We start from the raw sequence: 24,138 nt of genomic DNA, 5'->3' as shown, positions 1-24,138 counted from the left end.
TTAAGAAAAATCCTGCATATATTAATAAAGACAGGTCATTTTTGACCTGTCATGAGAATTATTTGATATGTTCCTTGACCATGTCTTGCATTTGGTAAAACTCACGTTGAATGATCTCATTTGGTGGCGGCGTCATCAAACTCACGATATAGATGGCGAGCGCCGACAAGAAGAATGCTGGAATCATTTCATACAATGTCCCAAACGTACCGAAAAGAGAAGCGGCATAGTTCTTCCATAGAATAACGACAAAGGCTCCAGTCAACATTCCAGCAAGTGCACCTTGACGCGTCGTTCGCTTCCAAAACAGACTGAACAAGATGAGCGGACCAAATGATGAACCGAATCCTGCCCAAGCATAACCGACAAGGTTTAAGATGGTGTCGTCTGCATCGAGTGCAAGAATAATCGATATGACGGATACGAGAATGACCGTAATCCGACCGACCATGACGAGTTCACGGTCTCCCGCTTCTTTACGGAAGAACTTCTGATAAAAGTCTGTCGTCGCGGCACTCGACGAGACGAGCAATTGAGAGGAGATGGTCGACATGATGGCGGCGAGAAGAGCAGCCAACAATACACCAGTCACCAAATCCGGGAATAATAAGTCAGATAGGTTGATAAAAACGTTCTCCGGATTATCGATGGTGAGGCCTTGTTGTGTGTAATAGGCGAGACCGAACAATCCGGTCGCCATCGCCCCGACAACGGTGAAGACCATCCATGAGATCCCGATTCGACGTGCCGTCTTAATGTCCTCGAGCTTTCCGATTGCCATAAAACGGACGATGATGTGTGGCTGGCCGAAATAGCCGAGCCCCCACGCAAATAGTGAAATGATTCCAATAAGTGATTGCCCCGTCCACGGGTCAAGTAACGCTTCATCAATATTTCGTACCGTGTCTAAAGCATTTGATACACCATCAGTTGCCATAATGGCGATGGCAGGTACAAAAATAAGGGCAAACAGCATGATCAATCCTTGAACAAAATCTGTCCAGCTTACTGCTAAAAATCCACCGATGAAAGTGTACAGAATAATGATGGAAGCGAGAATGACGACTCCCGTTACAAACTCAATGTCGAAGACGGCATTGAATAGGCGACCGCCGGCAACGAATCCGCTTGTCGCATACAGTGTGAAAAAGATTAACGTGACAGCAGCTGAAAATGAACGCAACACACCTTTTGTGTCTTTAAATCGCTTCTCAAAGAAGTCTGGGATTGTGATCGCATCATCCGATATGTATGAATAAATGCGTAATCTCGGTGCGACCAATAACCAGTTCAAATAGGCGCCGATCGTCAACCCGATGACAATCCAGCCACTTGAAATCCCTGACGCATACATTGCACCAGGTAATCCCATTAAGAGCCATCCACTCATATCTGATGCACCGGCAGATAAAGCGGCGACCCCGGGACCAAGCGCCCGACCACCTAACATGTAATCTCCGATACTGCTTGTTCTCCGATACGCGATGATCCCAAGCAAGACCATCAGTGCCATGTACACGACAATGGACACTAAAATTCCGTTCATCAACATCCCCCCGAAAGATAAAAAATATGAAAACGCTTTCAGTGATAGAGTATCACTTTGTCAAAATATTGTCACAACAAGAGGGGGAATGTAAAGATATTTTTGAGAGCTGGTCTTAAGTTAGCGGAACGTGCAAGAGGTGAGATGGTCATTGACGAGACCCGTCGCTTGTAGGTGGGCATAGACCGTTGTCGGTCCTAAAAACTTAAAGCCGCGTCGTTTCAGGTCTTTACTCAATCGTTCAGAAAGTTCCGTCGTTGCAGGAACATCTTCAAGACGATTCCATGCATTCAGGATCGGTGCATCGTTGACGAATGACCAGATGTACGAATCAAATGAGCCAAACTCTTCCTGTAGTTTGATGAACTGTTTCGCATTATTGATCGACGCCTCGATTTTTCGTCGATTTCGTACGATTCCGCTATCGGAGAGGAGTCTTTCCACATCCTCATCCGTGAAGCTGGCAACTTGCTGCACCTCAAAGTTGGCATAGGCCAATCGATAATTTTCACGTTTTCTTAAGATGGTGATCCAACTGAGTCCTGCTTGCGCACTTTCGAGTGTCAGACATTCAAAGTGCTTCTGATCATCGTGAACGGGCTTTCCCCATTCCTCGTCATGGTAACAGACGTACAATGGATCCGTCCCGCACCAAGGACATCGTACTGTTTCTTCCATTTCAATCAGCTCCTTTCTTTGAGTGTAGCATGTCTTTGCGATTATATAGCAAAATGGACGGGTATAGAGGGGAAGAATGGAGGAAGCGACATGAGTGACTGGATGATTTCTGTGATTGAACAGTACGGCTACATAGGGATTGCATTCATGATTTTTATTGAGAATGTGTTTCCACCGATCCCTTCTGAAGTCGTCTTACTCTTTGGTGGTTTCTTTGCTGTGAAGACGAATTTGTCCATCACGCTCGTCATCGTGGCATCGACGGTCGGGGCCATATTAGGAGCCGTATTATTATACGGCCTTGGACTCTTGTTTGATGTCGAGCAGATTGAAAAATGGACGAAGAAATATGGAAAGTGGTTACGACTTGATCTGAATGATGTAAAAAAGGCGGATGCCTGGTTCGATCGATACGGGGGATGGATGGTCTTCTTTGGACGTTTGATGCCGGTCGTCCGAAGCTTGATCTCGATTCCTGCAGGGATGTCGAACATGCCATTCATGAAATTTCTACTGCTCAGTACGGCTGGAACAGCCTTATGGAATACCATTCTCATCCTTATCGGGATGAAAGTCGGTGAGAATTGGCAAGATATCCTCTCATACCTCGATGCCTATTCCTATGCAATCTATGGGCTGCTGCTCATCGGCGTCATCATTTATATCGTATGGCGTAAAAAGCGGCACAACAAACTAGCAAAAGACTAATGCACAAAGCAGGCGGACCCAGCATATGGGTCCGCCTATTTATTCTTCTTTTTTCTCGTCCGGTAAGACTTTCGTGAGGGTTTTCTCTGTTTTTTCTGCCAAGTACTCTGAGAAACGGAACAGAATGATTCCGACAATGGCTGACACAAAAATATAGAGACCGACAAACAAGTTGATGGCCCCGTTCGAAAGGGCGGTAAATAAAATAGAGAACTCCCCACGTGGCGCGAGTGAGAACCCGGCTTCATTGGCTTGAACACGCGTCAAGCCATAGATTCTGCCCCCGACACGTCCGACAATCCATTTTGACAATACCCCCCACACAATCAAGACGAAGAAGAGCGCATTCACGATGACACCTTTCTCGAGGTTGATCGAGATACCGAACGAGATGAAAAAGATCGGCAAAAATAAATCTCGGACGGGTACGGTCAAACGTTTCAGCGGTCTCACGTCGTGAATATCTGCGAGCATGATCCCGGCGATGAATGCTCCTAAAATCTCAGATAATCCAAACACCATCCCAATCCCTGCGAAAAAGAGAATGAGTCCGATCAGACCGATACTCGCATCATCTTGTCGCAACAAGTGCTTCGAAAACTTTTGTTGTTTGGATACGAAGCTCGAACCAATGAACAAGAGTACGCCAAATATCAGAAATCCTGCGAACACTTTGCCGATATCGGACATCGCAACCGGTTCTTCTTGAATGATGAAAGGGGCAACCGTCAATAGGAGAGGGGCAAAAATATCCTCAAAGATGAGTAATGCGAGCACAAACTCTTTAATATCTTCATGTTTTTCGGAATGCCGCTCAAGCAGTTTCGCAGAGATGGAGGAGCTCGTCGCATATAAGACGGCCCCGATTAAAAAGGCGCGAGGGAAATCGAGACCAAATGCTAAAGCAATCCCAAACGATACCCCGAATGACAGAATGATATCGAGTATTCCCGCCTTCCATACTTTCCGCATGCGCTTCCAAAGTTCACGTAGTGGAAACTTCAGACCGAGTAGGAAAAATAACAGAATGATTCCGATCTCTCCCGCGACTTTAAAGACTTCATTCCCATCCCAGAAAAACCCGACCCCGACCCCAATTGCGATAAACGCTAAAATACTTGGGAAGAATAATCGTTCAATCAGGAGACTGAGGACAGAGATGAGGGTGAGCGCCAATCCGAGCAACACGATGATGTTTAACCCATCCATACGTCATCTCCTCTCACGACCCCAATTAGCTTTCTCTTTGATTCCATTGATACTCCATTCCGACGGATTCAGGTCGTGAGTAATCAAAACCGAACTGTCGATACAATCCATCGGCTGGAATATCTGCGATTAAGCTGATGATGGCCGTCTCATCGGCTTCTTGTAAGATCCATTCCATCAAATGCTCCATGATTAATTTTCCGAGTCCAAGTCCCTGGCATTCTGGATCTACGACGATATCTACTAAATGGAATACCATCCCGCCGTCACCGACGACGCGTCCCATTCCGACAATCTCATCATCTAAGTATAAACAAATACCATACAGTGTATTTTGAAGCCCCTTCACCGTACCTCGATCAGAACGTCGTGGCATCCCTGCCTTCACGCGTAACGCTTGATGTTGTTCTGGAGTCGGTGTTTCGACTTTTACAGTTACTTCATTGACCATACTCAAATCCCCCTCTACACAAGTTGATTTTATTTTCCCGATATATTGAATGAGTAAACCTTGATTTATAAAATCGGCTATCTGCATAATGAGAAAGAGACAGGGGGAATAGTTGATGATCAATGGTCAATCCATCTTACCGGCGATACGGGACATGCGGGATTTGGAGCGGTTTTTATCGAGTGATTTCGAATTAGGGGTGTTATTAGAGATTCATATGAGTCGATTGGACTCCATCTTCAGATTATTGGGGAAACATGATAAAAAAGTGTTCATTCATATGGATTTGATTCAAGGTATGAAGGCGGACGAGTATGCGACAGAGTATGTCTGCCAGACGTTCAAACCGTTCGGCATCATCTCGACGAAAGGAAACGTCATCGTCAAAGCAAAGCAAAATGATGTGGTCACTGTACAGCGTCTATTTTTAATTGATTCCACCTCATTAGAGAAAAGTATCAAACACATTGAACGTTCAAAACCGGACTATATCGAAGTCTTACCAGGTATTGTGCCGAAGTATATTCAACGCGTAAAGGAGAAGACGGGAATACCCGTTTTCGCAGGTGGGCTGATTGAAACAAAGGAGGAAGTCCAAGCGGCACTTGATGCGGGAGCGAGTGTGATCACGACTTCGAATCGAAAACTATGGTCCGACTAATCGAGATTTGGGTATACAGTCTTTTAGGAGGGATGAATGATGAAAGACGTGATGATTGTAACAGGAGCTAGTCAAGGAATTGGTTATGCGATTGCTCAAGCTTTCGTAAATCAGTATGAAGTAATCGGGCTAGACATTGGAGATGATCCGGACATTAAAGGATTACGCTTTTATCAAGTAGACCTTGGAGACACGTCTGAACTTAAGCGTGTCTTTGACGATATTCACAACGAATTTGGTCGAGCCCATGTATTGATCAACAATGGAGGAATCGCTTCGCTGGTCAAGCCGATTGATGAGCTTGAGATTGACACGTTCAAACGAGTCATCGATGTCAATTTAGTCGGGACATTTAGTTGTGCGAAATACTTTTTAGAACTGAATCAAGATGAGTCATATGGAAGAATCGTTAACATGGCCTCGACACGTGCTTTCCAGAACGAACCGCATTGGGATGCATATGGTGCATCTAAAGGAGGCATCGTCGGCTTGACCCATTCACTTGCCGTCTCATTAGGCGACCGCCCTGTGACGGTGAATGCGATCAGTCCAGGATGGATTCATACGTCTGATGAGTCGTTACGTGAGATTGATCATGAACAACATCCTTCGGGACGTGTCGGTGAACCAGAAGATATCGTCCGCGCTGTGAGATACTTGATCGATCGTCAAAACAGTTTTGTGAACGGGCATAATCTTGTCGTCGATGGAGGAATGACGAAAAAAATGATTTATGAAGAATAATGTGACCATATACCTAAATTCGGGATGTTTTTAGGTTATATGTACCTAATTCCGGGTAATGAATAGGAGAGTTTTTATCCGGAAGAAGGAGGATGGCGACATGAACCCGCTCGTAGAAGAGGCGTTACGTTTTTCGTCTATTCGTCACGGAGGACAGTTCCGAAAAGGTTCATCCATACCATTTTTGTCACACCCATTCTCGGTCGCCATGCTTCTTGAGTCCGATCATCAAGCACCGGTGGTCGTGGCGGCAGGGTTACTCCATGATTTGATTGAGGACACGAAGACGGACCCACAAGAAATCTTATCAAAATTCGGATCTGACGTGCACAGGCTCGTTCTCGCGGTCTCGGAAAAAAATCGTGACGAGTCGTGGGAACAACGAAAACGACTGACACTTCAGCAGGTGAAATCACTTCAATTTGATGAAGTCGCACTTCTCGTGGCGGATAAGCTACATAATCTCCGTTCCATCCGTTATGATCTTGAGATGGAAGGGATGAAGGTGTGGCAACGTTTTAAACGACCGCTGCGAGACCAATCATGGTATTATCATGAATTACTATCAGCATTTGAACCGTTTCGGAGTTCGACAGACCTAATCGGTTTGTATGAACAAGAACTCCATCTATTGTTTTACGGCGAGAAAAATTCAAAAGATCGAAAAGTGGCAAGGCTCCTTGAATCGATGCTGACCCATTTCGTCGAAGACGAATGGTTGCAAGAATCGGCACCACTATGTCAAACGGCATATGAGTTAAAGGAGATTGTCGGGCGAGATACGATTGATGAAGTAGAGATTGTGTGCTTCCGACAGCGACTTCACGAAGCGGGTTGGACCACGCCATTGTCACCCGAGAAGCTCGCGGGGATGCAAGAACTCGCATATCGGACGGCTCTCGAGCCACAAGAACTTCTCGCACTCATACGTCGCTCGATTGTCAACTAGTTCTCTTCATGCTATAGTCAAAGGGAAGATAAAAAGGGGAGTAGCGACCACAATCGTGGTCGATGGGTCGTCATTACAGTGCGTGCGCACTCGGTCCATCGAGCTTTTACAAGTCCGCAAGACCTTTTTATGGGCGTTTTTGTCGTCCATAAAAAGGTCTTTTTTGTTTACCCAAGGAGGAGAAAAAATGGTATTTGTTTATTTCTTACTGGCTGCGGCCATCACCGTCTACGCTGCCATCAAATTATCGACGTACGCCGACGTCATGACTGAAAAGTCGAAAATGGGCGGGATGCTTGTCGGTACGGTTTTATTGGCAGGAGCGACTTCGCTCCCGGAAGTGACAACAAGTATATCGGCTGTCATGATTGACAACCCAGACATCGCCATCGGAAACATGCTCGGAAGTAACCTATTCAATATCTTTATCTTAGCGATGTTCGACCTATACTTCCGACAGAAGCAATTGTTCAACTATGCGAGTCGGGACCACCTGTACACGGCCGGACTTGGGTTACTCTTGACCGTCACGACGTTGATTGCTTTGATCGTTCGCGTCGATATGACGTTTATCGGAATCGGAGTCGACGCGCTCTTGATTGCGATTCTATACGGTATCGGAATCTACTATATCGGGAAACAACCGACAGAGCCGGTCGCGGAGCATGAAGTCGAAGAAGAAGTGGTCGTCGGTAAATATGAAGAGATCACGCTGAAACGTGCGGTCTTTGGATTCATCATCGCTGCAATCGTAATCATGGCGGCAGGAACAGCACTTTCCATCACAGGTGATCAAATTGCCGTTGTCACAGGACTCGGTTCTAGTTTTGTCGGTAGCTTCTTGATTGCGGCATCGACGTCACTCCCGGAAGCGGTCGCTGTGTTCATGGCGCTCAAACTACGTAATGTCAACTTGGCATTCGGTTCGATTCTCGGCTCGAATATCTTCAACATGTTGATTATCGCCATGTCAGATGTCTTCTATCGGAATGGATCGATTCTCGCAGATGTCTCGACGTCACACCTCGTATCTGCGGTCGGGATCACCATCCTATCGATCCTCGTCATGTATAGTGTGCTAAGACAAAATGTCACGTCGAAGGTACGTTATGTGATTCCTTCGTTACTCGTTGTCGTTGTCTATTTCGTTTCGTCTTACTTGATCTTTATCGGGTGAGTACATGCATCAGCCTTAGGGCTGATGTTTTTTTTATTGGGAATGCGAATTCATTGCTTCGGGTATAGAGGAATTGAAGGAGGGGTGGCGATGCAGATGCATGAAGTGGAAACACGCCAAGCGTATTCGATTTTGATTCCGGCCTATAACCCTGATGAGGCACTCGTCACACTCGTGGAGAAGTTGAGGGCGAGTGGGTTTTCGAACATCATTGTGGTCAATGACGGTAGTGACGAATCGTCGGTAGGCACATTTGATAAGATTGCATCATTTGTCGACCAAGTGTTAACGCACGAACAGAATCAAGGGAAGGGAGCCGCAATCAAGACGGGATTACGGTACGTGGTTGACACATATCCGGATAAAATGGGGGTCATCACGGTCGATGCCGACGGGCAGCACTTGCCGCAAGATGTCGTCAACGTCTATGAGGAAGGGTTGAATAAACCACATCATCTCATCATGGGATGTCGAGATTTTAGCGGAGATGCGATTCCGTTCCGGAGCCGATTCGGCAATCAGGCGACACGGCTCGTGATGTTGATTGGGAGTGGGCTGAAGTTAAAAGACACGCAGACGGGACTTCGAGCCATCCCGATGCGATATGCGCGACAACTGATTGACATTCCTGGAAATAGATATGAGTTCGAGATGAATATGCTCACGTTCACGAAACGATTGCAGGTCCCGATTCAACAAACGACCATCCAGACCGTATATGAGAATGAAAATGATTCATCCCATTTTAGACCGATTCTCGACTCGATTTTAATTTATCGGATGTTTTTGATGTATTCGTTATCCTCTGTCGCCTCGTTCCTTGTCGACGTAGGGATGTATGCGCTCTTTATTTATTTATTATCCCCATACTTCGATACGGCTCACGTCGTCATCGCGACGGTCATCGCTCGAATCATTTCCTCTCTCTTCAATTATCTCGTTAATCGAAAAGTAGTCTTCGATTCGAAGGCGCGGCGGTCTCTTCCGAAATATTTTAGTCTCGTCGTGCTTCAAATGGCCGTTTCAGCACTCCTTGTTTATCTCTTGTTTCTCTTGCTCAGACAAGGCGAGGTCATCCTAAAAGTAATCGTCGATAGTTTTCTCTTTTTCGTCAGTTATTATGTCCAGAAGAGATGGATTTTCAAAAAATAACCGGTCATGATTTCATGACCGGTTTAATATGCGAGCGTTCCTGTTTTCACGGACGTATAGCGATGTAATTCTTTTGGGCTTGTGATGCCGGTTTTTTGCATCATGTCTCGCATAAGTAGCGCGCATACGCGAGCATCTTCCGCAGCATCATGATGAATAAACGGCACGTTCAAGTGTTCTGCCATCGTGTTCAACTTATGGTTCGGGAGTCCTGGATACAGTTTACGTGACATTTTGACGGTGCAACCGTACTCGATTGTAGGGAAATCGAATAGATCATATTTCACAATCGCCTTTCTCAAGGCACCCATGTCAAATGAAGCGTTATGTGCGATGACGAGGTCCACTTCCCGTAAAATCGGGTAAAGAGAGGAAAGTACTTCCGGTAATGCCGGTGCATCCCACACGTCACTCGGACGAATGCCATGGACGCGGATGTTACCCATATCAAAGTCTTCCTCCGGATTGACGAGTCGCTGGTCGGTTTCGACCACATCACCATTTTGAAGGATGCTCCATCCGACAGAACAGATGCTGCGACTATCACGGTTAGCGGTCTCCACGTCAAGTGCGAGAATGGTATGGTTCATAGTTTACCTTCTTTCGTAAGCAATAAAAAAAGTCTAACAGAAAGTTAGACGAATGTCGTGCTTAAGCGGCAACAAGTGTTCGGCAAGCTTCCGCACAACGCTCACATGCTTTGGCACAGGCTTGACAATGGTCGTGCTGATGTCGTCCGCATTCAACCGCACACGTATCACAGACTTGGGCGCATAAAGCAACGATTGGTTTTGAAAAGGCTGAATCTGTTTCTAAGGCATTTAAAGCTAAAGTACAAATGTCTGAGCATTCTCGAGTCAGGCGGATGCATTCGGTGAACATGTGTAAATCCTCTTCTTGCAAACTTTTTGAGAAGCAGTGGTTGCATGCGCGCATGCATTCGATCACGCTCGTCAATGTTTCTTCTACAGATGTACGTTCCATCAAAATTCCCCCTTATATGAAAAAGTCTAACTATCATTACCCGTTCAGAAAGAGGTTGAATCGCACCATACCAATAAAAAAGCCACACCTCATTCGAGATGTGACCAATTAATGGAGCATAGGGGGCTCGAACCCCTGACCTCTACGCTGCCAGCGTAGCGCTCTCCCAGCTGAGCTAATGCCCCGTTCGAAATCATTATATCATCGTAGTATTCGACATGGCAATTCCCTTTTTGAATTTAGGTTTATAAAATTGGAGACGTGGGAATTTCATGTTAGACGTTATATTAAGAAAGCAGGTGTGCTTCATGGAAATGATTCTTTTGGCACTCTTACCGGCACTCATGTGGGGAAGTATTCCACTCATCGTGTCGAAAGTAGGAGGAAAACCGATTCAGCAGTTAATCGGAACGACCATCGGGGCGATGATCATGGCAACAGTGATTGCCCTCGTCTTCCGACCGGAGTTCACGACACTCGCCATCGTGACCGGATTTATCTCAGGGGCGTTCTGGGCGCTCGGTCAATATTTGCAGTTCCAATCGTTCCAAATCTTAAGCGTCTCCAAAGCGATGCCAATCAGCACGGGGATGCAACTCGTTGGGACGTCTCTCTTTGGGGTCATCGTACTCGGGGACTGGCAGACATCGACGGAGCTATGGTTAGGGTTTTCAGCGCTCGTCTTGATTATCATCGGAGCGACTATGACTTCTTACCAACAGAAGAAAGATCAGGACAGTGCCGGTGCGTTGAAAAAGGGTTTACTCGTCCTATTCGTTTCGAGTATTGGTTACGTCACATATGCCGTCTTGACGAACTACTTTGAAGTAGAAGGGATCACCGCGATTCTTCCACAATCCGTCGGGATGTTCATCGCGGCACTTCTGTTCAGTCTTCGTGAAAAGGACGTCAAGAAACTCGATCCACGCACATTCAAAAACATCTTGGCGGGGATTGCCTGGGGAATCGGGAACTTCGGACTTTTCGTTTCAAGCGGAGAAGTGGGGATTGCGACTTCGTTCGCCTTATCCCAATTGAACGTCGTCGTGGCGACACTTGGTGGGATCTATCTCTTGAAAGAAGAGAAGACGACAAAAGAACGCGTCTTTGTTTTCATGGGAATCGGGTTGATTGTCGTCGCTGGATTTATGCTTGGGATTGCCAAGAGTTAAGTTTCAATTATGAAATGAAAAGAACCTTGAATGAACTCGATTTTGAGTGCCATTCAAGGTTTTTGTTTTGAGTATCTTTCAATCGTTGAAATGAGAGCAGGAGAAGATGTGATCGATAGGGAAGTAATTTCATATTGCGTTTGTCATATAGGACGGGCAGCGCATTCGTGATTGATCAAAAATTGTAGAATAAAGGGGAAACGAATCATGGATTCAAATGTAGTGACGATATCAACGCTCGTCGATGCACCAATCGACACAGTCTGGAAATTCTGGACAGAACCTGAACATATCAAACAATGGAATCATGCGTCTGACGATTGGCATACGATTGAGGCGGAGAACGACTTACGGGTCGGTGGGAAGTTTCGTAGTCGGATGGAAGCAAAAGATCAAAGCATGGGCTTTGATTTTGAAGGGGTATATGAGGAAGTTGAAGTAAATGAGCTTATTCAGTATCGTCTGGAAGATGAACGGAGAGTCAGAATTTCATTTGCTTCAGAAGGTGATCAGACGAAAGTGGTCGAGGTGTTTGATGCGGAGTCGATGAATCCGGTTGAAATGCAACGACAAGGCTGGCAGGCGATCCTCGACAATTTCACTCGATATGCGAATGGGAAGAGTGTATAAAAGATAAACGGAAGGTTTGAACAGCAGGTCCTTTTCAATTAAAGTGGACGCTGCTGTTTGTCATGTATGGCCAAATGATTGTCTAGGTTTTTTTTAGCTTGAAGAGACGAATATAAATAAAAGGTGCTGGCAATATGTATGACTACACGTTACTAGAGAGACTCCTATTCCGATTTCCTTCCTTCGATTATCAAAAAATGAAATCAGAGCTGGATCGGAAAACGATATTGATTACTGGAGCGAGCTCAGGAATCGGGCAGGCGTTCGCTTATTTACTAACGGATACAACCGCGCATCTGATTCTCGTTGCCCGTAGAGAAGCAGACATGAACGTCATGAAGTCTGAAATCGAAAAGGGGTCAGCCACGGTGACCGTGTTCCCGGCAGATCTTCGAATTGAAGAGGAACGGAATGGTTTGCTGGCGTATCTCCATCAACTACCGGAAGGATTGGATGTGTTCGTCAGCAATGCAGGAATCTCCATCAATCGTCCCATCACTGAGTCACTCAATCGATACCATGACTTCACTCGGACGATGGCGATCAATTATTTTGCTCCGGTTCAATTGATTTTATCGCTCATTCCGGTGCTCGAAAAGAAGAACGGACAAATCGTCAATGTGTCGACCATCAATGTGTTACTTCATCCTTTTCCTCACTGGGCGGCCTATCAGGCATCAAAAGCCGCGTTTGATACGTGGTTTCGCTCCGCGAGTCCGGAACTCACAATCAAAAATATTTCCACGACGGTTCTATATCTACCGCTAGTAAAAACACCGATGATCAAACCAACGCTGGCTTATCAGCATTCTCCTGCCATGTCACCGGTACATGTGGCGGAACTGATTGGACATGCCCTGTATACAAAACGACCAGTATATAAGCCGTGGTGGTTGTTCCTCGGTCAAGTAGCGTCTCTTGTTTTCAGAAGACCGATAGACTGGATGGTCCCTACATTACTTAAGAGAAAGGAGCGTGACAATAAGAATGGTTAAGTTATTGAAAGTCTTGTCGCAGCTCCAGTTTCTATCACCATCAAACCTAGTCAGTCTATTCATCGCAATCCGTCAAAACGGAATCAACTTGATGCTGCTTTTTACATTGACGGAAAAAGTAGGGAGTCAAAATACGGCTTTAGTGGATAGTCGAGAAACAGTGACGTATCAGGAACTAAAGACACATTGTGAACACATTGCTTATCATTTCGCTGATCAGTATGGGGTCAAAAAGGGAAAAAAAGTGGCGTTTCTTTGTCACAACCACGCATCCTTCGTACAAGGGATGTTTGCGGCCTCACGACTCGGTGCTGACATCTACATGCTTCATTGTTCGATGAGTCAACTGCAGTTCAACCGGCTTGTAGAAGAACAACCATTCGATCTCTTGATTTACGATGAGATGTTCGAGGAATTGATAGAGAACTCATCTTACGAACGGTCGACACTTGCCAGCTATCATCGCGATAAAGATTCAATCAACCGTTTATCGAGGTCGAAGCGACATAAAAAAGGAAAGCTTCCGGCCGCATCGAGCGGGAAACTCGTGCTGTTGACCGGCGGTACTACCGGAAAACCGAAACAAGTGACTCATAAACCATCCCTCTTTCACTTTCTAGCTCCATTCACGGCTTTATTGAACCAGTTGCAGTTGCCGTCATTCAACACTGCCTATATTGCCACCCCGATTTACCATGGCTACGGCATCGCCATCCTTTTATCTTTTCTAGCGCTAGGGAAACAGGTCGTCATTCAAGAGAGCTTTGATGTGCAGAGAGCCTGTGACCTCATTCGGCGACACAAGGTAGAAGTGGTCACGGTCGTCCCGCTCATGATCCACAAAATGTTACGACACAATCCAACATCACTTCATTCTCTCGCTTGTATCGCGTCCGGTGGTGCGAAGCTTCATCCCGTTTTAGTCCGTGAAGTCCATAACGAGTTGGGGAGCGTCTTATACAATCTCTATGGGACGTCGGAAGCGGGCTTGAATCTGATCGCCACACCAGAAGATTTATATTATGATGCGAACACGCTCGGGAGAAGGATTCCGGGAGGGGACTTAAAGGTAGTGAAAGATGGCGCGGAAGTCGAGCCAGGCGCCATCGGGGAATTTTGCATACGAAATAAGTGGTCCATGCAAAGCAGGAAGAACCGCTGGATTCAAACGGGTGATGTCGGATACCGGGATGAGAACGGCTATTATTTTTTGTGTGGACGAACAGATGACTTGATTATCTCTGCTGGAAACAATATATATCCTGGGGAAGTCGAGACGGTTTTGCGCGACCATCCGAATGTCGAGGACGCTGCCGTCATTGGGGTAGAGGATGTGTACACGGGTCACATCTTGAAGGCATATGTCCATTTATATGATGAAATATTGACAGAAGAAGAGCTGGTGAGCTGGTTGCGTGAACGAGTGACAACATATCAACTCCCTCGAGAAATCGTGTTCGTGAAGGAGTTGCCTTATACAGCGGTTGGAAAATTAGATAGGAAACGACTTGAGATGATCAATTGACTGGATGGATAAGAAATCCAGAAAAATGAAGAAACTATTCGGATTATTTCGTTGATTCACTTCTTGCGGTGATGAAAAACTGAAATAGGTTGTCGATAATCCTGAGCGATGCAGTGATTTTTTGCGGAATTTAAGCGTCTCTCGTTGAGCAAGTGTGAATCAATCCGTGCACATGATCCGTTGTGGGGGACACTCCTAAATGTGAGTGGAATAGACCATCCTTAAGAATATGCTACTGCGCCGATATCGGTTACTTTCGGACTCGTTTCCGTGTCTTGACTTGGATGAACTTGTCGTTCGGGTTCTTACGTTAGGCGAGCACGTGGGCGTTACAGACGACCGTCCGGATTCGATAGTAGAGTTGCGTCAACTGGACTGCTTTACCGCTTCCTTTCTCGATACCGATCAAACCATGTAACTCATACGTCTTCCCGTCGAACGTGCGAACCGACGACGCTCGAGCTTGGAGACAGAATTTTTTGCCCCGTAGCCGTATCCAAATTCGATGGCGTCCCATGGAACCATCACGAGCGTGTGTCCTAATGCGCGAGGCAGATGATCGATGTCGGCAATCGAGGGTACTGATCGGTTCTGTTCATACTGGCTGATGGCTGGCTGTGAAATCTCTCCAAATGTCTTCTCTGATAGTTCGACCTGTGACCAGCCCGAGAGCCGTCGGTTCTCCTTCAACCACTCCCCGAATCGATACATAAGCCTTCCCCTTTCTGTGAACCAGAACGGCGACCAAACAGATGTTTCCTTTTGTTGGTTCCAATATAGCAGGGATAGGAATAAAAAACATCAGTTTTCTGATATGTCAGAAATTTTACAATTGACGATTCTTGTCGAATCCGCTTTGCATGAGGGTTAGTAAGCAACAGTAACTCAATATTCTTGGTTTTGTAGCACAACTGTAAAAAAATAACGCTTTATTTATAGAAAATAATGACAAGTATTTTGATTTCAAGAGATTGTGGTAGGGTAGAGGAATAGAAGGATGCATAAAGAATAAGAATGATGAGAGTACTATGATCGTGGGGTGAGCAAGTGGAATTGAACGAGGCAATCATAGAACGGATGAAGGAGCTCGCAACGGAACATAATATGACCATCCATCAAGTCATTCAAAAAGGTGGACTAAACCAAGCTACGATTTCAGAATTGATGAGTGGCAGGACAAAGCATCCGAAGGTAAGTACGATACAAAAATTCTGTAGCGGATTAAATATTTCTCTCAATGATTTTTTCAATAACTCTTGATTCAAAATCATTAACGTAAGGACTAAGAATCTTAAAATAATCACTACTTCATTGATATAAAAGCGTTTGATAAAAAAGCATACGCAATAGAAAATGGATACAGTAACACACTGTTTTCTATTGCGTATGCTATCACTATAAACAGTAATGCCTCATTACTCGCTGTGTTGAGGAGATAAAATTATCTGGATGTTCTCATCATAATTTGCCAATTCAGCCCGGATAACGTCGTTATTGATTAATTTGCTTTCTTTCTTTTTAATCTGTTGCACCATTTGATTTGTATCCAACTCTATCTCTAAACTTTGAACGATTACTTCTAGAGAATCATGAATTTGATCCTCCTTTTTATCTACCGCACTAAAAGGCAAATCAATTAAAATATAAAGAAATTCAAGTTGATCGTTCTTATTGCTTTCAGCACTTTTATAATTTAATTCAAGCGGCATTTCTTTGAATTCTATGCCTGTAGTTGTAGAGGTCATGGACTCATTATCCAAGTTATTTTCAATGTTCTCTTCAAATTCTTTTATAGTTATCGGAAATGTTAATACATTCAGAAGGGCTGTTTGGTCCTCTGCCTCAGAAACACTTTCATTCTTAGTTTGACTTGGTTTTTTTTCCGCTTCTAAACCATAAAATGAACAGCCACTGGAAAATATGAGCGAGACAAGGAAAAGCATTTTAAGCATGCGCGAGGACTTTATGTTCAATCGACTTACCTCCTTCTAATATAAAGACTTCATCACATAAAGCTTCTATATGTCTTTCATCATGGCTAGTTAATACAATGGTTGTGCCGCTCAATTTAAATTCCATTAAAATATCCTGTAAATTCGCCACAGAGTCTCTATCTAATCCATTGAACGGTTCATCAAGAATTAATATCTCAGGATCCTCCATTATTGCCTGAGCTATTCTTAATTTTTGCTTCATTCCTAATGAGAATGTTTTTACTTTACGATCTTTGTCGTTAAACAACCCAGTTTTTAACAAAGTATTCTCAATGTCTTTGTCTTCAACTTTATTATTGATATTTGCTAGTATCTTTAGATTATCCCAAGCAGAAATATAGTTGATGAATGGCGGATGTTCGATTATCACACCACTATCTTTAATATATTCTTTTCCAAACACTATCTCTTTACCTTTAACTTTTATAGTACCAGAATCAATTTTCGTAAATCCGCAGATAGCTTTTAGCAGCATTGTTTTTCCGGATCCATTATGACCTATTAATCCTACACATTTACCTTTAGGGATATTCATATTAATATCATGTAAAATTGTAGTGTTTTTATTTTTTTTAATGACGTTTTCGATTTTAATCATTTTTCCCACCTACTTAATTTCAAATTTAGTGACTCTTGATACAAAATAAGAAACAAATAGTAATATCCCTCCAACAAATATACCACCTTTAAAATATTCATCCTCTCCTAAAAATACAATACTGAGATGAGGGAATTGGATATTAGCTCCAAAAGTAATGAAAAGAATGATGAGGACCACCACAATAGACTTCACTTCATCAAATTTTGTAAACAAACTGTATAACGTTAAAGTTAGACCAGCACTTATTAATGTTGATGCAAGAAAAAAACCAATTGATTGTCTAATAATAGTTGGACTTTCTATCAAAGTACTTAAATTCTTATGAAAAATCATAAGAATCACACCGGATATATATATTCCAGTAAATAGAGTTACTCTAAAGAAATATCCTTTCAAAATTAAAGCCACTCCATACTGCTTTGTTCGAGCTCTAGTGAACAAAAATTGATAATATGGTTTCTTTAAAGTTAAAAAGGTATAACTACCAATAAGAATGGTCGCCAGAAAAAAAATAAATGGTCCTGTATAATGAATAGGATTATTCCCTTCCATATATTCAATATTTACAAAATCTAAATTAATGAAAACTCTATTAAATACTTCTTCAGGTCCCAATACTAAATTATTATCCTTTGCATAGGTTTTAATCGCATTAATTCCATGGAGAAAATTTATACTGGCTATCATTATCGCTACAGAACATATGATTGACGTTTCTAGAAAGATATTTTTACGTTGTATCATTTTTCAACCCCTAAACTTCGAATTCGGTAAGCGTTTTGTTTACGCCTAAAACTAATAATAACAATCCAATTATTAAAAGACCGAGTAAGGGTAAGAACGTTTCAAATGTAGAGTAAAGAGTATTAAATGCAGTAAAACTAGTGAATACATCAAACCATACGAGCCCGCTCATTGCACCAATTTTTCCGTATATGAAATAGATTGCCAAAACTCCTATTATAACTTTGTATTCTTGGTCTAGGAGGAGGACTAGAGCTACTGCTATAAGATTGAATGTGAAGGCAAGTCCTAAATAAATTGTAAAGATCATGAACATGAAAAATAAATAAGGATGATTTGAATAGAAACCATTTGGTAAAACCGAGGCGAAACCGCCTATATCTTCTAAACTTCTATAAACAAATAAAGAACCAACTGAAAAATAAAGAGCAAATGTAAAAGTGACTGTTAGGGTAGATAAAACTATGTATTCGAATACATCCTTGTAAATTTTTTTCTTGAATGATTTGAACTTATGACGTCCCATGGTGTAAATACTTCTTTTTTCAGCATATAAACCTAAAGAAACTAGAACAAAAAAAACAGGAATAAAATTAATCAAATAAAACATAGAAGAGTCCACAAAAATCTCCCAAGTAGAAATCTGACCTAGAAAATTGGTTCTAATTTCACTTTTAGTACCCACTAAATCAGGTGCATCATAATCCATCGTCATAATCTCAAAAAAGTTGCTTGCAAATACCCATGAAAGAGCTAATGCTCCTAATAAAGAAAATATTGTTAAAGGTACATATTTCTTTCTTACATTCATTTTCGGATTCAAAACCAATCCCCCTAGCTTAATTAAAATCAAATATTTAACAAAATAATACTCCCACAAATAACTTTTATAGTCTATATTTATTTAAAATTTTGTTATTAAAACCTATTAATTGAAAAAAATAGTAGAAAAGGCGCGAAATGCGCCTTTTTTTAATGACTTGCTGACCAAGTTCCTTTAATTGTAACTGTTCCTCCACCAGTATTGTTTGTTTTACTTAATCCAAGTTTATACTGATATCCAGTTTGGGCATTTACTGCTGAAAAAGTTTTGCGAGTTCCTCGTTGAAGAGTTGTACCCCCACGATATGCACCTTCAGAGTTTTTCATGTTAGCCGTAATCCAAGCAGTACCTGTATCGTTGCTCAAGTTTACTACCGCATTAGTATTTGATTCCCTAGTAGAAAAAGGAGCATATCTCTCAGCGCCTGAATACGATACTGAGAAATTTGTGAAAGCAATAATGTCTTGAGCAGATGCTTCATGTTCTCCAGCATTTACTAAACTTAATCCCAAAGCAGTTGATGCAATAATTTTACCTAATTTCATAATAACTACCTCCAAATTTTGATTATAGAATGGTTATAACTTCTATATCGCTTGTTATATTAACATTTATAAAATAAAATTATAAATATATTCCAAAATGAATAATGAAGGTGATAAAATGATAAATGAAATAATCAGAAATATACGTCTTAACCGAGGGATGACACAAAGTGAAATTGCAGTAAAAGTTTCACTGACACAAGGTACTTACAGCAAATTCGAGGCCGGGACCATAGAATTACGATTTTCAGCAGTTATAGATATATTAAGAAATCTTAATGTTTCTGTATCAGAATTGGATTCTTTATATAACAACAAGCGAAAAGAAATAAATAAAAATGAGACCGATCAAATCCTTGAGAATTTTTTTTCGGTTATCTTTTTCGATGAGTCTGATTTAAAAAAACACTTAACAACCTTCGATAGACTAATCAGAGAAAAAAATGAATCGAATCTTTTGCTTAATTACCTGGATAAAACATTAAGTCATATAGACCAACTAATGAATAAAGAAATAATGACCTCATCTCTAAAAGAAGATAGTTTATGGGAAGATTTCTTCTTATTAAAAAATCTTTTTTATTATGAAATTTTAATGCTTAAATACATTGAAATCAGCTCTGATAAGACAGTGGCTTTGGAAATAAACAAAATGATTAATCAAAATAAAAAAAACTATGAATCTTTAGTTTGTTGGAATGAAAAATTTATCATTACTTTAATAAACGTAGCTTTTATATACAGTTTTAAAGGCCAATATCATAAGGCTATAAAAGAATTGTTATTAGCTGAAGAGATAATTAGAAAGAAAAAAATGTATAAGTTTTTAGGGGATTGTAAAATTAGAAGAGGTATTGCAATGATGCAATCATGTGGAAATGGCTATGATCTTGAACAATCAATCATTTTAATCGATTCGGGTTTGAATTTTTTAGAATATACCCAACAACACTATTCGGCAGATATGTACATACACTATCTAAAATCTTTTGTTTATGTGTAATCTAGAGTAATTTATTTCCCTAAAAATTAGACAAATTATAATAATGTTCTATATTTAATGTGACTATTCAAAATCGATTTTATTTAAGATACAAAGTATTGAGATATGGGGTTCACCAATTAATTAAACTGTTGTTATTGTCACATATGGTTAGGATTTTTTGCACTAGTAGAGCTATTTGATGCGTAAAATTCTGTAAACATGACGAGAATAGTGAAAACGACGCTGGTAATAGCTTTTATTTCAATTAATTAAACAAGATGAGTGGCATGACTTTAGAAGGATTTTAATTGAAGTCGATCAATGTGCATCATTACGATACATTCAGTCAAGAACCAGGCAAGGGAAACCTGCCGAAAGTAGTGTTATATCGCGATGACTTAAATAATTTAGAGATGCAAAAGACCGTCTTCGAGGTCGATTTCAACAAAACGACTTTTTTAAGGATTCCGCTGTAGCGAACATCAAAATTCGTTACTTCACTTCAAGAAAAGAAGTGAACTCGTCTGGCCATGCCACGATGAACGCTGTCTATACATTTAAGACAAAAGGGTTATTAAGTAAACTTACGAAACCAAACCAGGGGTTCTGGCAATCAAAATCAACTCAATAGGAAACGATTTATCTATTACCGTCCAAAAAAACCGCCCGAGTTTAAGGCATTCAATGGGTCGAACAGAAGATTAGCACATTCCATTGGGTTAAATGAAGATGACATCCGGACAGAATTACCAATAGTATATGGTAGCACAGGGGATTGGACTTTATTGGTTCCAATCAAAACAATTGCTACATTGAGAACGCGGGACTGTTGGATGACCTCTTCCCGATGTTCTAAAAGAGATTTCCAACTCGTCCGTCCATCCATTTTGAATGGAAACTGTAGACTTCACAGCCAACATGCAAGATAGACGTTACTCTTCGCCTTATTCAGGTTACTGTCAAAGATTCTATTACCGATAGTGCTCCCCGCGCAATGGGAGCTTATTTTGCCAAATGTATCCTGAAGGATTAGTTTGAGACACTTCTAAATCCGGCCCATTGCGAGATAACCCTCGACCGTCTTGTGGGAAATTAGAAGGAACCCCCGATTACACGGTCGAATGCGCCCAGTAACACTATACCATGGCAAAGGGAAACTGCGGCGCCAAGACGAAGCTTGGCGACATGATGCGCCGGACGATCATCTATCGTTGGATCTATGCGGGGCAGATCGACGTGCCGATAACCGTGATCAACCAGAAGGGCATGCGCCAAAAAACCGTGAAGACACGCGGGCTCATCAACGTCGGGCTGACCATGTCGGCCTCGATGGAGAAGGTGATCGAGCGTCATGTCTTTAAATCACAGATGATTGTACCGTACTTTTTCGTTTTATCCAGACCCAGTCACCAATGCCAACCACGCGAGGGTAAGGCGTCTTCCGATGATGTTGTGAGCCTTTTAAAAGTCGGAGTAGTATTCTATCGCTGATATTGTTCAAGGTACGTTTCAGCCCGATTGCATTCATCCCACTTAAAAGTCTCAGTAGCCTACATTCTAAATGAATCGCTCTGCGGGAATGCGGTCGATACAGGAAAGAAAATCTCTCCGTAAAAATAGCTTGATAAACAGTTTGGTTCGTCGCGGAAGAAACGTCTTACCTGAATCCGTAGCTACACTAATGTACATCGCGCAATGTCCTGACATATCTGTTATGGACACCATGTGAGCTTTTAGTGAGATAAGGACGGGGGCACACGACTGTTTTCCATAACAAATGAACTGATACGCTTCCTCACAGCAGTTCCCTCGACCACTTCTAATTCTGGAAGAAACTCGTTTAACATGATTGATTCCTTCAATCCTTTTAGTAAACTAATTCTCGAAGATTACCTTCCTCAAAAGTTAGAAATAACCTTAATCCGCTGTTGACACACCCCCATAGTAGAGCTTTATTTCTTAGTTCATTCATTTTTATTAACCCTAAGCTCGTAAGAATATTAGTAGAATGCACTTGAGATATTTTCATTCATTCGTTGAAAGCGAAGTTCTTTAATACAAACTAATATTTACTGAAATTCATAGTTATTATCCTCCTCTATAAAATCTTACTAGGGCTAAAATATCATTAATTAACCGTATAACACTCTTTTTAACTTGTGATAATACAAGGTTCTCACAAGTTACAACGTGCATATTAATTAAGACAGAATTATGTATATCATAAAGTACATTTATTTTATTTTCTTTACATAACGAAAAGTATCTTGATAAGACGATTTTCACGGCAAGTCTGATGTAATTACTATTTCAACTTGTATTGTCTGATGCGCCACATCATCGACGTCATAAACGCTGCCCATCCACCGAGTACTAGGATATAAATTCCTAAGAATAATACGAATGCCCCATAGTCTTCGAGCTCTTCGAATGGATTCCGAATGATCATCGGTTCGGATAATATGCCGACCACCATCAATGGAATGAAGAATAGAAAGAAACGTTTCCGAAAGTAGTGTTTGTACGGTTGTGTCAATGTCTGCTCCATATTCGTATCTCCTCAATTGAATTACACTTATTTACATATATGATAGCATGTTCTCATTTGAGGTTGGATGAAGAATCATTCTTTTTTCAGCCGATTGCAAATGAAAAGAGGGTGGTCGATTCATTCAGCCACCCTTCAGCCTGTTCATTCACTTGATCCAGTCAGTTCTCCCGTCCCGAACGTCGCGCTAAACGCACGGCACCAGATGACAACGGTATTGTACTCTTCTAGATTCACATCCTTAGGGATCAAATAGTTTTGATTCCCGATGTTTCCTTTTAACGCTCCTAGACTGACGCCTTGGGTCGTCTCTCGTCCTGGTTTCGTCAAATAGACGAATAAGTCAGGACCGTTCGTCGTCTCGAACTCTTCAAATCGGAGATACGTCCCGTCTTCTGCCTCGACCGAGCGGATCGTGCCGGTCGTCTCATAATTTTTCTCCCCGTCCATGAACACACCCGCTACTTCGGTTGGACTCGGTTGTGCTTCCGGTGTCTCGGACGTCTCTTGATCTGATTCCTCTTCCTCTGGAGCTGGTGATTCGACTGCTGTCGGCGGCAATCCTTCATCGACCGTCTCGGTTAAGAATAGTGGGGAGATGAGCCACCAGGCAACAGCGATTACGGCTACGCCAATCACACCGATGATGAGTTTCGTGCTTGTTTTCATATATGAGTCCTCCTTTTCGGATGTATGAACCATTTATAGTCTTTTCCCGATTATTGGTCTTATAAAAGACGCGAATGCTAACATTCGCGTCTGATGACCGTTATACGGTTTCCGTCCAGTTTTCCTCGATGAACTCGTCGCGTCCCGAGATGGCCCGGTCTTCCTTATAATGCTTCGGATTCTTTTTATGATAATCCTGATGGTAGTCTTCTGCAGCGAAGAACGTCGTCGCCGGAATGATTTTCGTGACGATCGGAGCCGTAAAACGACCACTTGCTGCCAACACATCGCGACTCGCCTCAGCCGCGACTCGTTGTTCTTCCGTGTGATAGAAGATGGCTGGGGCATACTGAGGTCCCCGGTCTTGGAATTGACCACCATCGTCCGTCGGGTCTGTCTGAATCCAATACAGCTCAAGAAGACGTTCATACGAGAATAATGCTGGATCATATGTGATTTGAACGACCTCGAGGTGTCCTGTCGTCCCGGTTTTCACTTGTTCATATGTCGGATTATCGACCTGTCCGCCCATATAACCGGACACGATACCCTCAATCCCTGGTAATTCCTCAAATGGTGTCACCATGCACCAAAAACAGCCGCCTGCGAATGTTGCTTTTTCCATACTTTCGTTCCCTCCAAATCGTC

28 protein-coding genes, 1 tRNA gene and 1 pseudogene are annotated in these 24,138 nt (G+C 42.5%); 14 read left to right on the top strand and 16 right to left on the bottom strand.

Going from position 1 to position 24,138, the window contains the following annotated elements; all coding sequences use genetic code 11:
- Positions 1-58 precede the first annotated feature (58 nt).
- The gene (gene putP, locus F3H97_RS05320) at positions 59-1,546 is read right to left on the bottom strand and encodes a sodium/proline symporter PutP (protein WP_196430800.1); all 1,488 of its coding nucleotides are present in this window, start codon (positions 1,544-1,546) and stop codon (positions 59-61) included.
- A gap of 120 nt (positions 1,547-1,666) precedes the next feature.
- Positions 1,667-2,224, bottom strand: coding sequence for a DNA-3-methyladenine glycosylase I (locus F3H97_RS05315; protein ID WP_196430799.1), 558 nt, complete (start codon positions 2,222-2,224; stop codon positions 1,667-1,669).
- 90 nt (positions 2,225-2,314) lie between these two features.
- Here F3H97_RS05315 and F3H97_RS05310 point away from each other — a divergent pair, with 90 nt between their 5' ends.
- Positions 2,315-2,932 (top strand): DedA family protein, encoded by a 618-nt coding sequence (locus F3H97_RS05310; protein WP_196430798.1) that lies wholly within the window; start codon positions 2,315-2,317, stop codon positions 2,930-2,932.
- 39 nt (positions 2,933-2,971) lie between these two features.
- On the opposite strand, the gene F3H97_RS05305 is transcribed toward F3H97_RS05310, so the two are convergent.
- On the bottom strand, positions 2,972-4,141 hold the full coding sequence (locus F3H97_RS05305; RefSeq protein WP_012726414.1) for a cation:proton antiporter: 1,170 nt from the start codon (positions 4,139-4,141) through the stop codon (positions 2,972-2,974).
- A 25-nt stretch (positions 4,142-4,166) separates the two neighbouring features.
- The gene (locus F3H97_RS05300; protein ID WP_159562377.1) at positions 4,167-4,592 is read right to left on the bottom strand and encodes a GNAT family N-acetyltransferase; all 426 of its coding nucleotides are present in this window, start codon (positions 4,590-4,592) and stop codon (positions 4,167-4,169) included.
- A gap of 115 nt (positions 4,593-4,707) precedes the next feature.
- On the opposite strand from F3H97_RS05300, the gene F3H97_RS05295 reads away from it, so the two are divergent.
- The 5 genes from F3H97_RS05295 (at position 4,708) to F3H97_RS05275 (ending at position 9,275) form a co-directional block, all read left to right on the top strand.
- A complete protein-coding gene (locus F3H97_RS05295) occupies positions 4,708-5,253 on the top strand; it encodes a glycerol-3-phosphate responsive antiterminator (protein ID WP_196430797.1) in 546 nt (181 codons plus the stop codon).
- A 39-nt stretch (positions 5,254-5,292) separates the two neighbouring features.
- The gene (locus F3H97_RS05290; protein ID WP_370568526.1) at positions 5,293-5,997 is read left to right on the top strand and encodes an SDR family NAD(P)-dependent oxidoreductase; all 705 of its coding nucleotides are present in this window, start codon (positions 5,293-5,295) and stop codon (positions 5,995-5,997) included.
- Positions 5,998-6,097: 100 nt separating this feature from the next.
- Entirely contained in the window at positions 6,098-6,946 is an 849-nt protein-coding gene (locus F3H97_RS05285; RefSeq protein WP_196430795.1) for an HD domain-containing protein, read from the top strand.
- Between the two features lie 187 nt (positions 6,947-7,133).
- A complete protein-coding gene (locus F3H97_RS05280) occupies positions 7,134-8,123 on the top strand; it encodes a sodium:calcium antiporter (RefSeq protein ID WP_031423558.1) in 990 nt (329 codons plus the stop codon).
- A gap of 90 nt (positions 8,124-8,213) precedes the next feature.
- On the top strand, positions 8,214-9,275 hold the full coding sequence (locus tag F3H97_RS05275) for a bifunctional glycosyltransferase family 2/GtrA family protein (RefSeq protein WP_196430794.1): 1,062 nt from the start codon (positions 8,214-8,216) through the stop codon (positions 9,273-9,275).
- Between the two features lie 23 nt (positions 9,276-9,298).
- Here F3H97_RS05275 and F3H97_RS05270 read toward each other — a convergent pair whose 3' ends face one another.
- The 3 genes from F3H97_RS05270 to F3H97_RS05260 form a co-directional block, all read right to left on the bottom strand.
- A complete protein-coding gene (locus F3H97_RS05270) occupies positions 9,299-9,865 on the bottom strand; it encodes a 3'-5' exonuclease (protein WP_196430793.1) in 567 nt (188 codons plus the stop codon).
- Between the two features lie 61 nt (positions 9,866-9,926).
- Positions 9,927-10,259, bottom strand: coding sequence for a four-helix bundle copper-binding protein (locus tag F3H97_RS05265; RefSeq protein ID WP_012726406.1), 333 nt, complete (start codon positions 10,257-10,259; stop codon positions 9,927-9,929).
- 112 nt (positions 10,260-10,371) lie between these two features.
- A tRNA-Ala gene (locus tag F3H97_RS05260) sits at positions 10,372-10,444 on the bottom strand.
- Positions 10,445-10,567: 123 nt separating this feature from the next.
- Here F3H97_RS05260 and F3H97_RS05255 point away from each other — a divergent pair.
- The 4 genes from F3H97_RS05255 (at position 10,568) to F3H97_RS05240 (ending at position 14,581) form a co-directional block, all read left to right on the top strand.
- On the top strand, positions 10,568-11,431 hold the full coding sequence (locus F3H97_RS05255) for a GRP family sugar transporter (protein ID WP_078146990.1): 864 nt from the start codon (positions 10,568-10,570) through the stop codon (positions 11,429-11,431).
- A gap of 207 nt (positions 11,432-11,638) precedes the next feature.
- Complete coding sequence (locus F3H97_RS05250) at positions 11,639-12,061, top strand: SRPBCC family protein (RefSeq protein ID WP_159562372.1); 423 nt, start codon at positions 11,639-11,641, stop codon at positions 12,059-12,061.
- A gap of 197 nt (positions 12,062-12,258) precedes the next feature.
- On the top strand, positions 12,259-13,056 hold the full coding sequence (locus tag F3H97_RS05245; RefSeq protein ID WP_230872815.1) for an SDR family NAD(P)-dependent oxidoreductase: 798 nt from the start codon (positions 12,259-12,261) through the stop codon (positions 13,054-13,056).
- Positions 13,049-14,581, top strand: coding sequence for an AMP-binding protein (locus tag F3H97_RS05240; protein WP_196430791.1), 1,533 nt, complete (start codon positions 13,049-13,051; stop codon positions 14,579-14,581). The genes F3H97_RS05245 and F3H97_RS05240 overlap by 8 nt, the downstream gene beginning before the upstream one ends.
- A gap of 405 nt (positions 14,582-14,986) precedes the next feature.
- Here the strand turns inward: F3H97_RS05240 and F3H97_RS05235 are convergent, their stop codons facing one another.
- Positions 14,987-15,292: a helix-turn-helix domain-containing protein gene (locus tag F3H97_RS05235; protein WP_196430790.1), complete on the bottom strand. Its 306-nt coding sequence runs from the start codon at positions 15,290-15,292 to the stop codon at positions 14,987-14,989.
- A gap of 366 nt (positions 15,293-15,658) precedes the next feature.
- Here F3H97_RS05235 and F3H97_RS15155 point away from each other — a divergent pair, with 366 nt between their 5' ends.
- Complete coding sequence (locus F3H97_RS15155) at positions 15,659-15,841, top strand: helix-turn-helix domain-containing protein (RefSeq protein ID WP_370568605.1); 183 nt, start codon at positions 15,659-15,661, stop codon at positions 15,839-15,841.
- A gap of 155 nt (positions 15,842-15,996) precedes the next feature.
- Here F3H97_RS15155 and F3H97_RS05225 read toward each other — a convergent pair whose 3' ends face one another.
- The 5 genes from F3H97_RS05225 to F3H97_RS05205 all read right to left on the bottom strand — a co-directional run bounded on the left by F3H97_RS05225 (position 15,997) and on the right by F3H97_RS05205 (position 19,288).
- Complete coding sequence (locus F3H97_RS05225; RefSeq protein WP_196430788.1) at positions 15,997-16,554, bottom strand: hypothetical protein; 558 nt, start codon at positions 16,552-16,554, stop codon at positions 15,997-15,999.
- Positions 16,526-17,173 (bottom strand): ABC transporter ATP-binding protein, encoded by a 648-nt coding sequence (locus F3H97_RS05220; RefSeq protein WP_196430787.1) that lies wholly within the window; start codon positions 17,171-17,173, stop codon positions 16,526-16,528. The genes F3H97_RS05225 and F3H97_RS05220 overlap by 29 nt, the downstream gene beginning before the upstream one ends.
- A 9-nt stretch (positions 17,174-17,182) precedes the next feature.
- Positions 17,183-17,920 carry a hypothetical protein gene (locus tag F3H97_RS05215; protein ID WP_196430786.1) on the bottom strand — a complete coding sequence of 246 codons (738 nt, stop codon included), beginning with the start codon at positions 17,918-17,920 and terminating at the stop codon, positions 17,183-17,185.
- A 10-nt stretch (positions 17,921-17,930) separates the two neighbouring features.
- The gene (locus F3H97_RS05210; protein WP_196430785.1) at positions 17,931-18,743 is read right to left on the bottom strand and encodes a hypothetical protein; all 813 of its coding nucleotides are present in this window, start codon (positions 18,741-18,743) and stop codon (positions 17,931-17,933) included.
- 149 nt (positions 18,744-18,892) lie between these two features.
- Complete coding sequence (locus tag F3H97_RS05205) at positions 18,893-19,288, bottom strand: hypothetical protein (protein ID WP_196430784.1); 396 nt, start codon at positions 19,286-19,288, stop codon at positions 18,893-18,895.
- Between the two features lie 118 nt (positions 19,289-19,406).
- Here F3H97_RS05205 and F3H97_RS05200 point away from each other — a divergent pair, with 118 nt between their 5' ends.
- From F3H97_RS05200 to F3H97_RS05185, 3 genes and pseudogenes are all read left to right on the top strand, one after another.
- Positions 19,407-20,291 (top strand): helix-turn-helix domain-containing protein, encoded by an 885-nt coding sequence (locus F3H97_RS05200; RefSeq protein ID WP_196430783.1) that lies wholly within the window; start codon positions 19,407-19,409, stop codon positions 20,289-20,291.
- Between the two features lie 460 nt (positions 20,292-20,751).
- Positions 20,752-20,904: pseudogene (locus tag F3H97_RS15150) on the top strand (PhzF family phenazine biosynthesis protein); the annotation flags it as partial.
- Between the two features lie 512 nt (positions 20,905-21,416).
- Entirely contained in the window at positions 21,417-21,764 is a 348-nt protein-coding gene (locus F3H97_RS05185) for a hypothetical protein (protein WP_196430781.1), read from the top strand.
- A gap of 814 nt (positions 21,765-22,578) precedes the next feature.
- Here the strand turns inward: F3H97_RS05185 and F3H97_RS05180 are convergent.
- The 3 genes from F3H97_RS05180 to msrA all read right to left on the bottom strand — a co-directional run bounded on the left by F3H97_RS05180 (position 22,579) and on the right by msrA (position 24,115).
- Positions 22,579-22,821 (bottom strand): hypothetical protein, encoded by a 243-nt coding sequence (locus F3H97_RS05180; RefSeq protein ID WP_196430780.1) that lies wholly within the window; start codon positions 22,819-22,821, stop codon positions 22,579-22,581.
- Between the two features lie 144 nt (positions 22,822-22,965).
- On the bottom strand, positions 22,966-23,490 hold the full coding sequence (locus tag F3H97_RS05175; RefSeq protein WP_196430779.1) for a DM13 domain-containing protein: 525 nt from the start codon (positions 23,488-23,490) through the stop codon (positions 22,966-22,968).
- A gap of 100 nt (positions 23,491-23,590) precedes the next feature.
- Positions 23,591-24,115: a peptide-methionine (S)-S-oxide reductase MsrA gene (gene msrA / locus F3H97_RS05170; RefSeq protein ID WP_147538139.1), complete on the bottom strand. Its 525-nt coding sequence runs from the start codon at positions 24,113-24,115 to the stop codon at positions 23,591-23,593.
- Positions 24,116-24,138: the final 23 nt, after the last annotated feature.

Source organism: Exiguobacterium sp. SRB7LM, assembly GCF_015712685.1.
Lineage (GTDB): Bacteria > Bacillota > Bacilli > Exiguobacteriales > Exiguobacteriaceae > Exiguobacterium > Exiguobacterium profundum.
The sequence above is the reverse complement of the archived record's forward strand: the minus strand, read 5'-3'. Positions and strand labels throughout refer to the sequence as shown.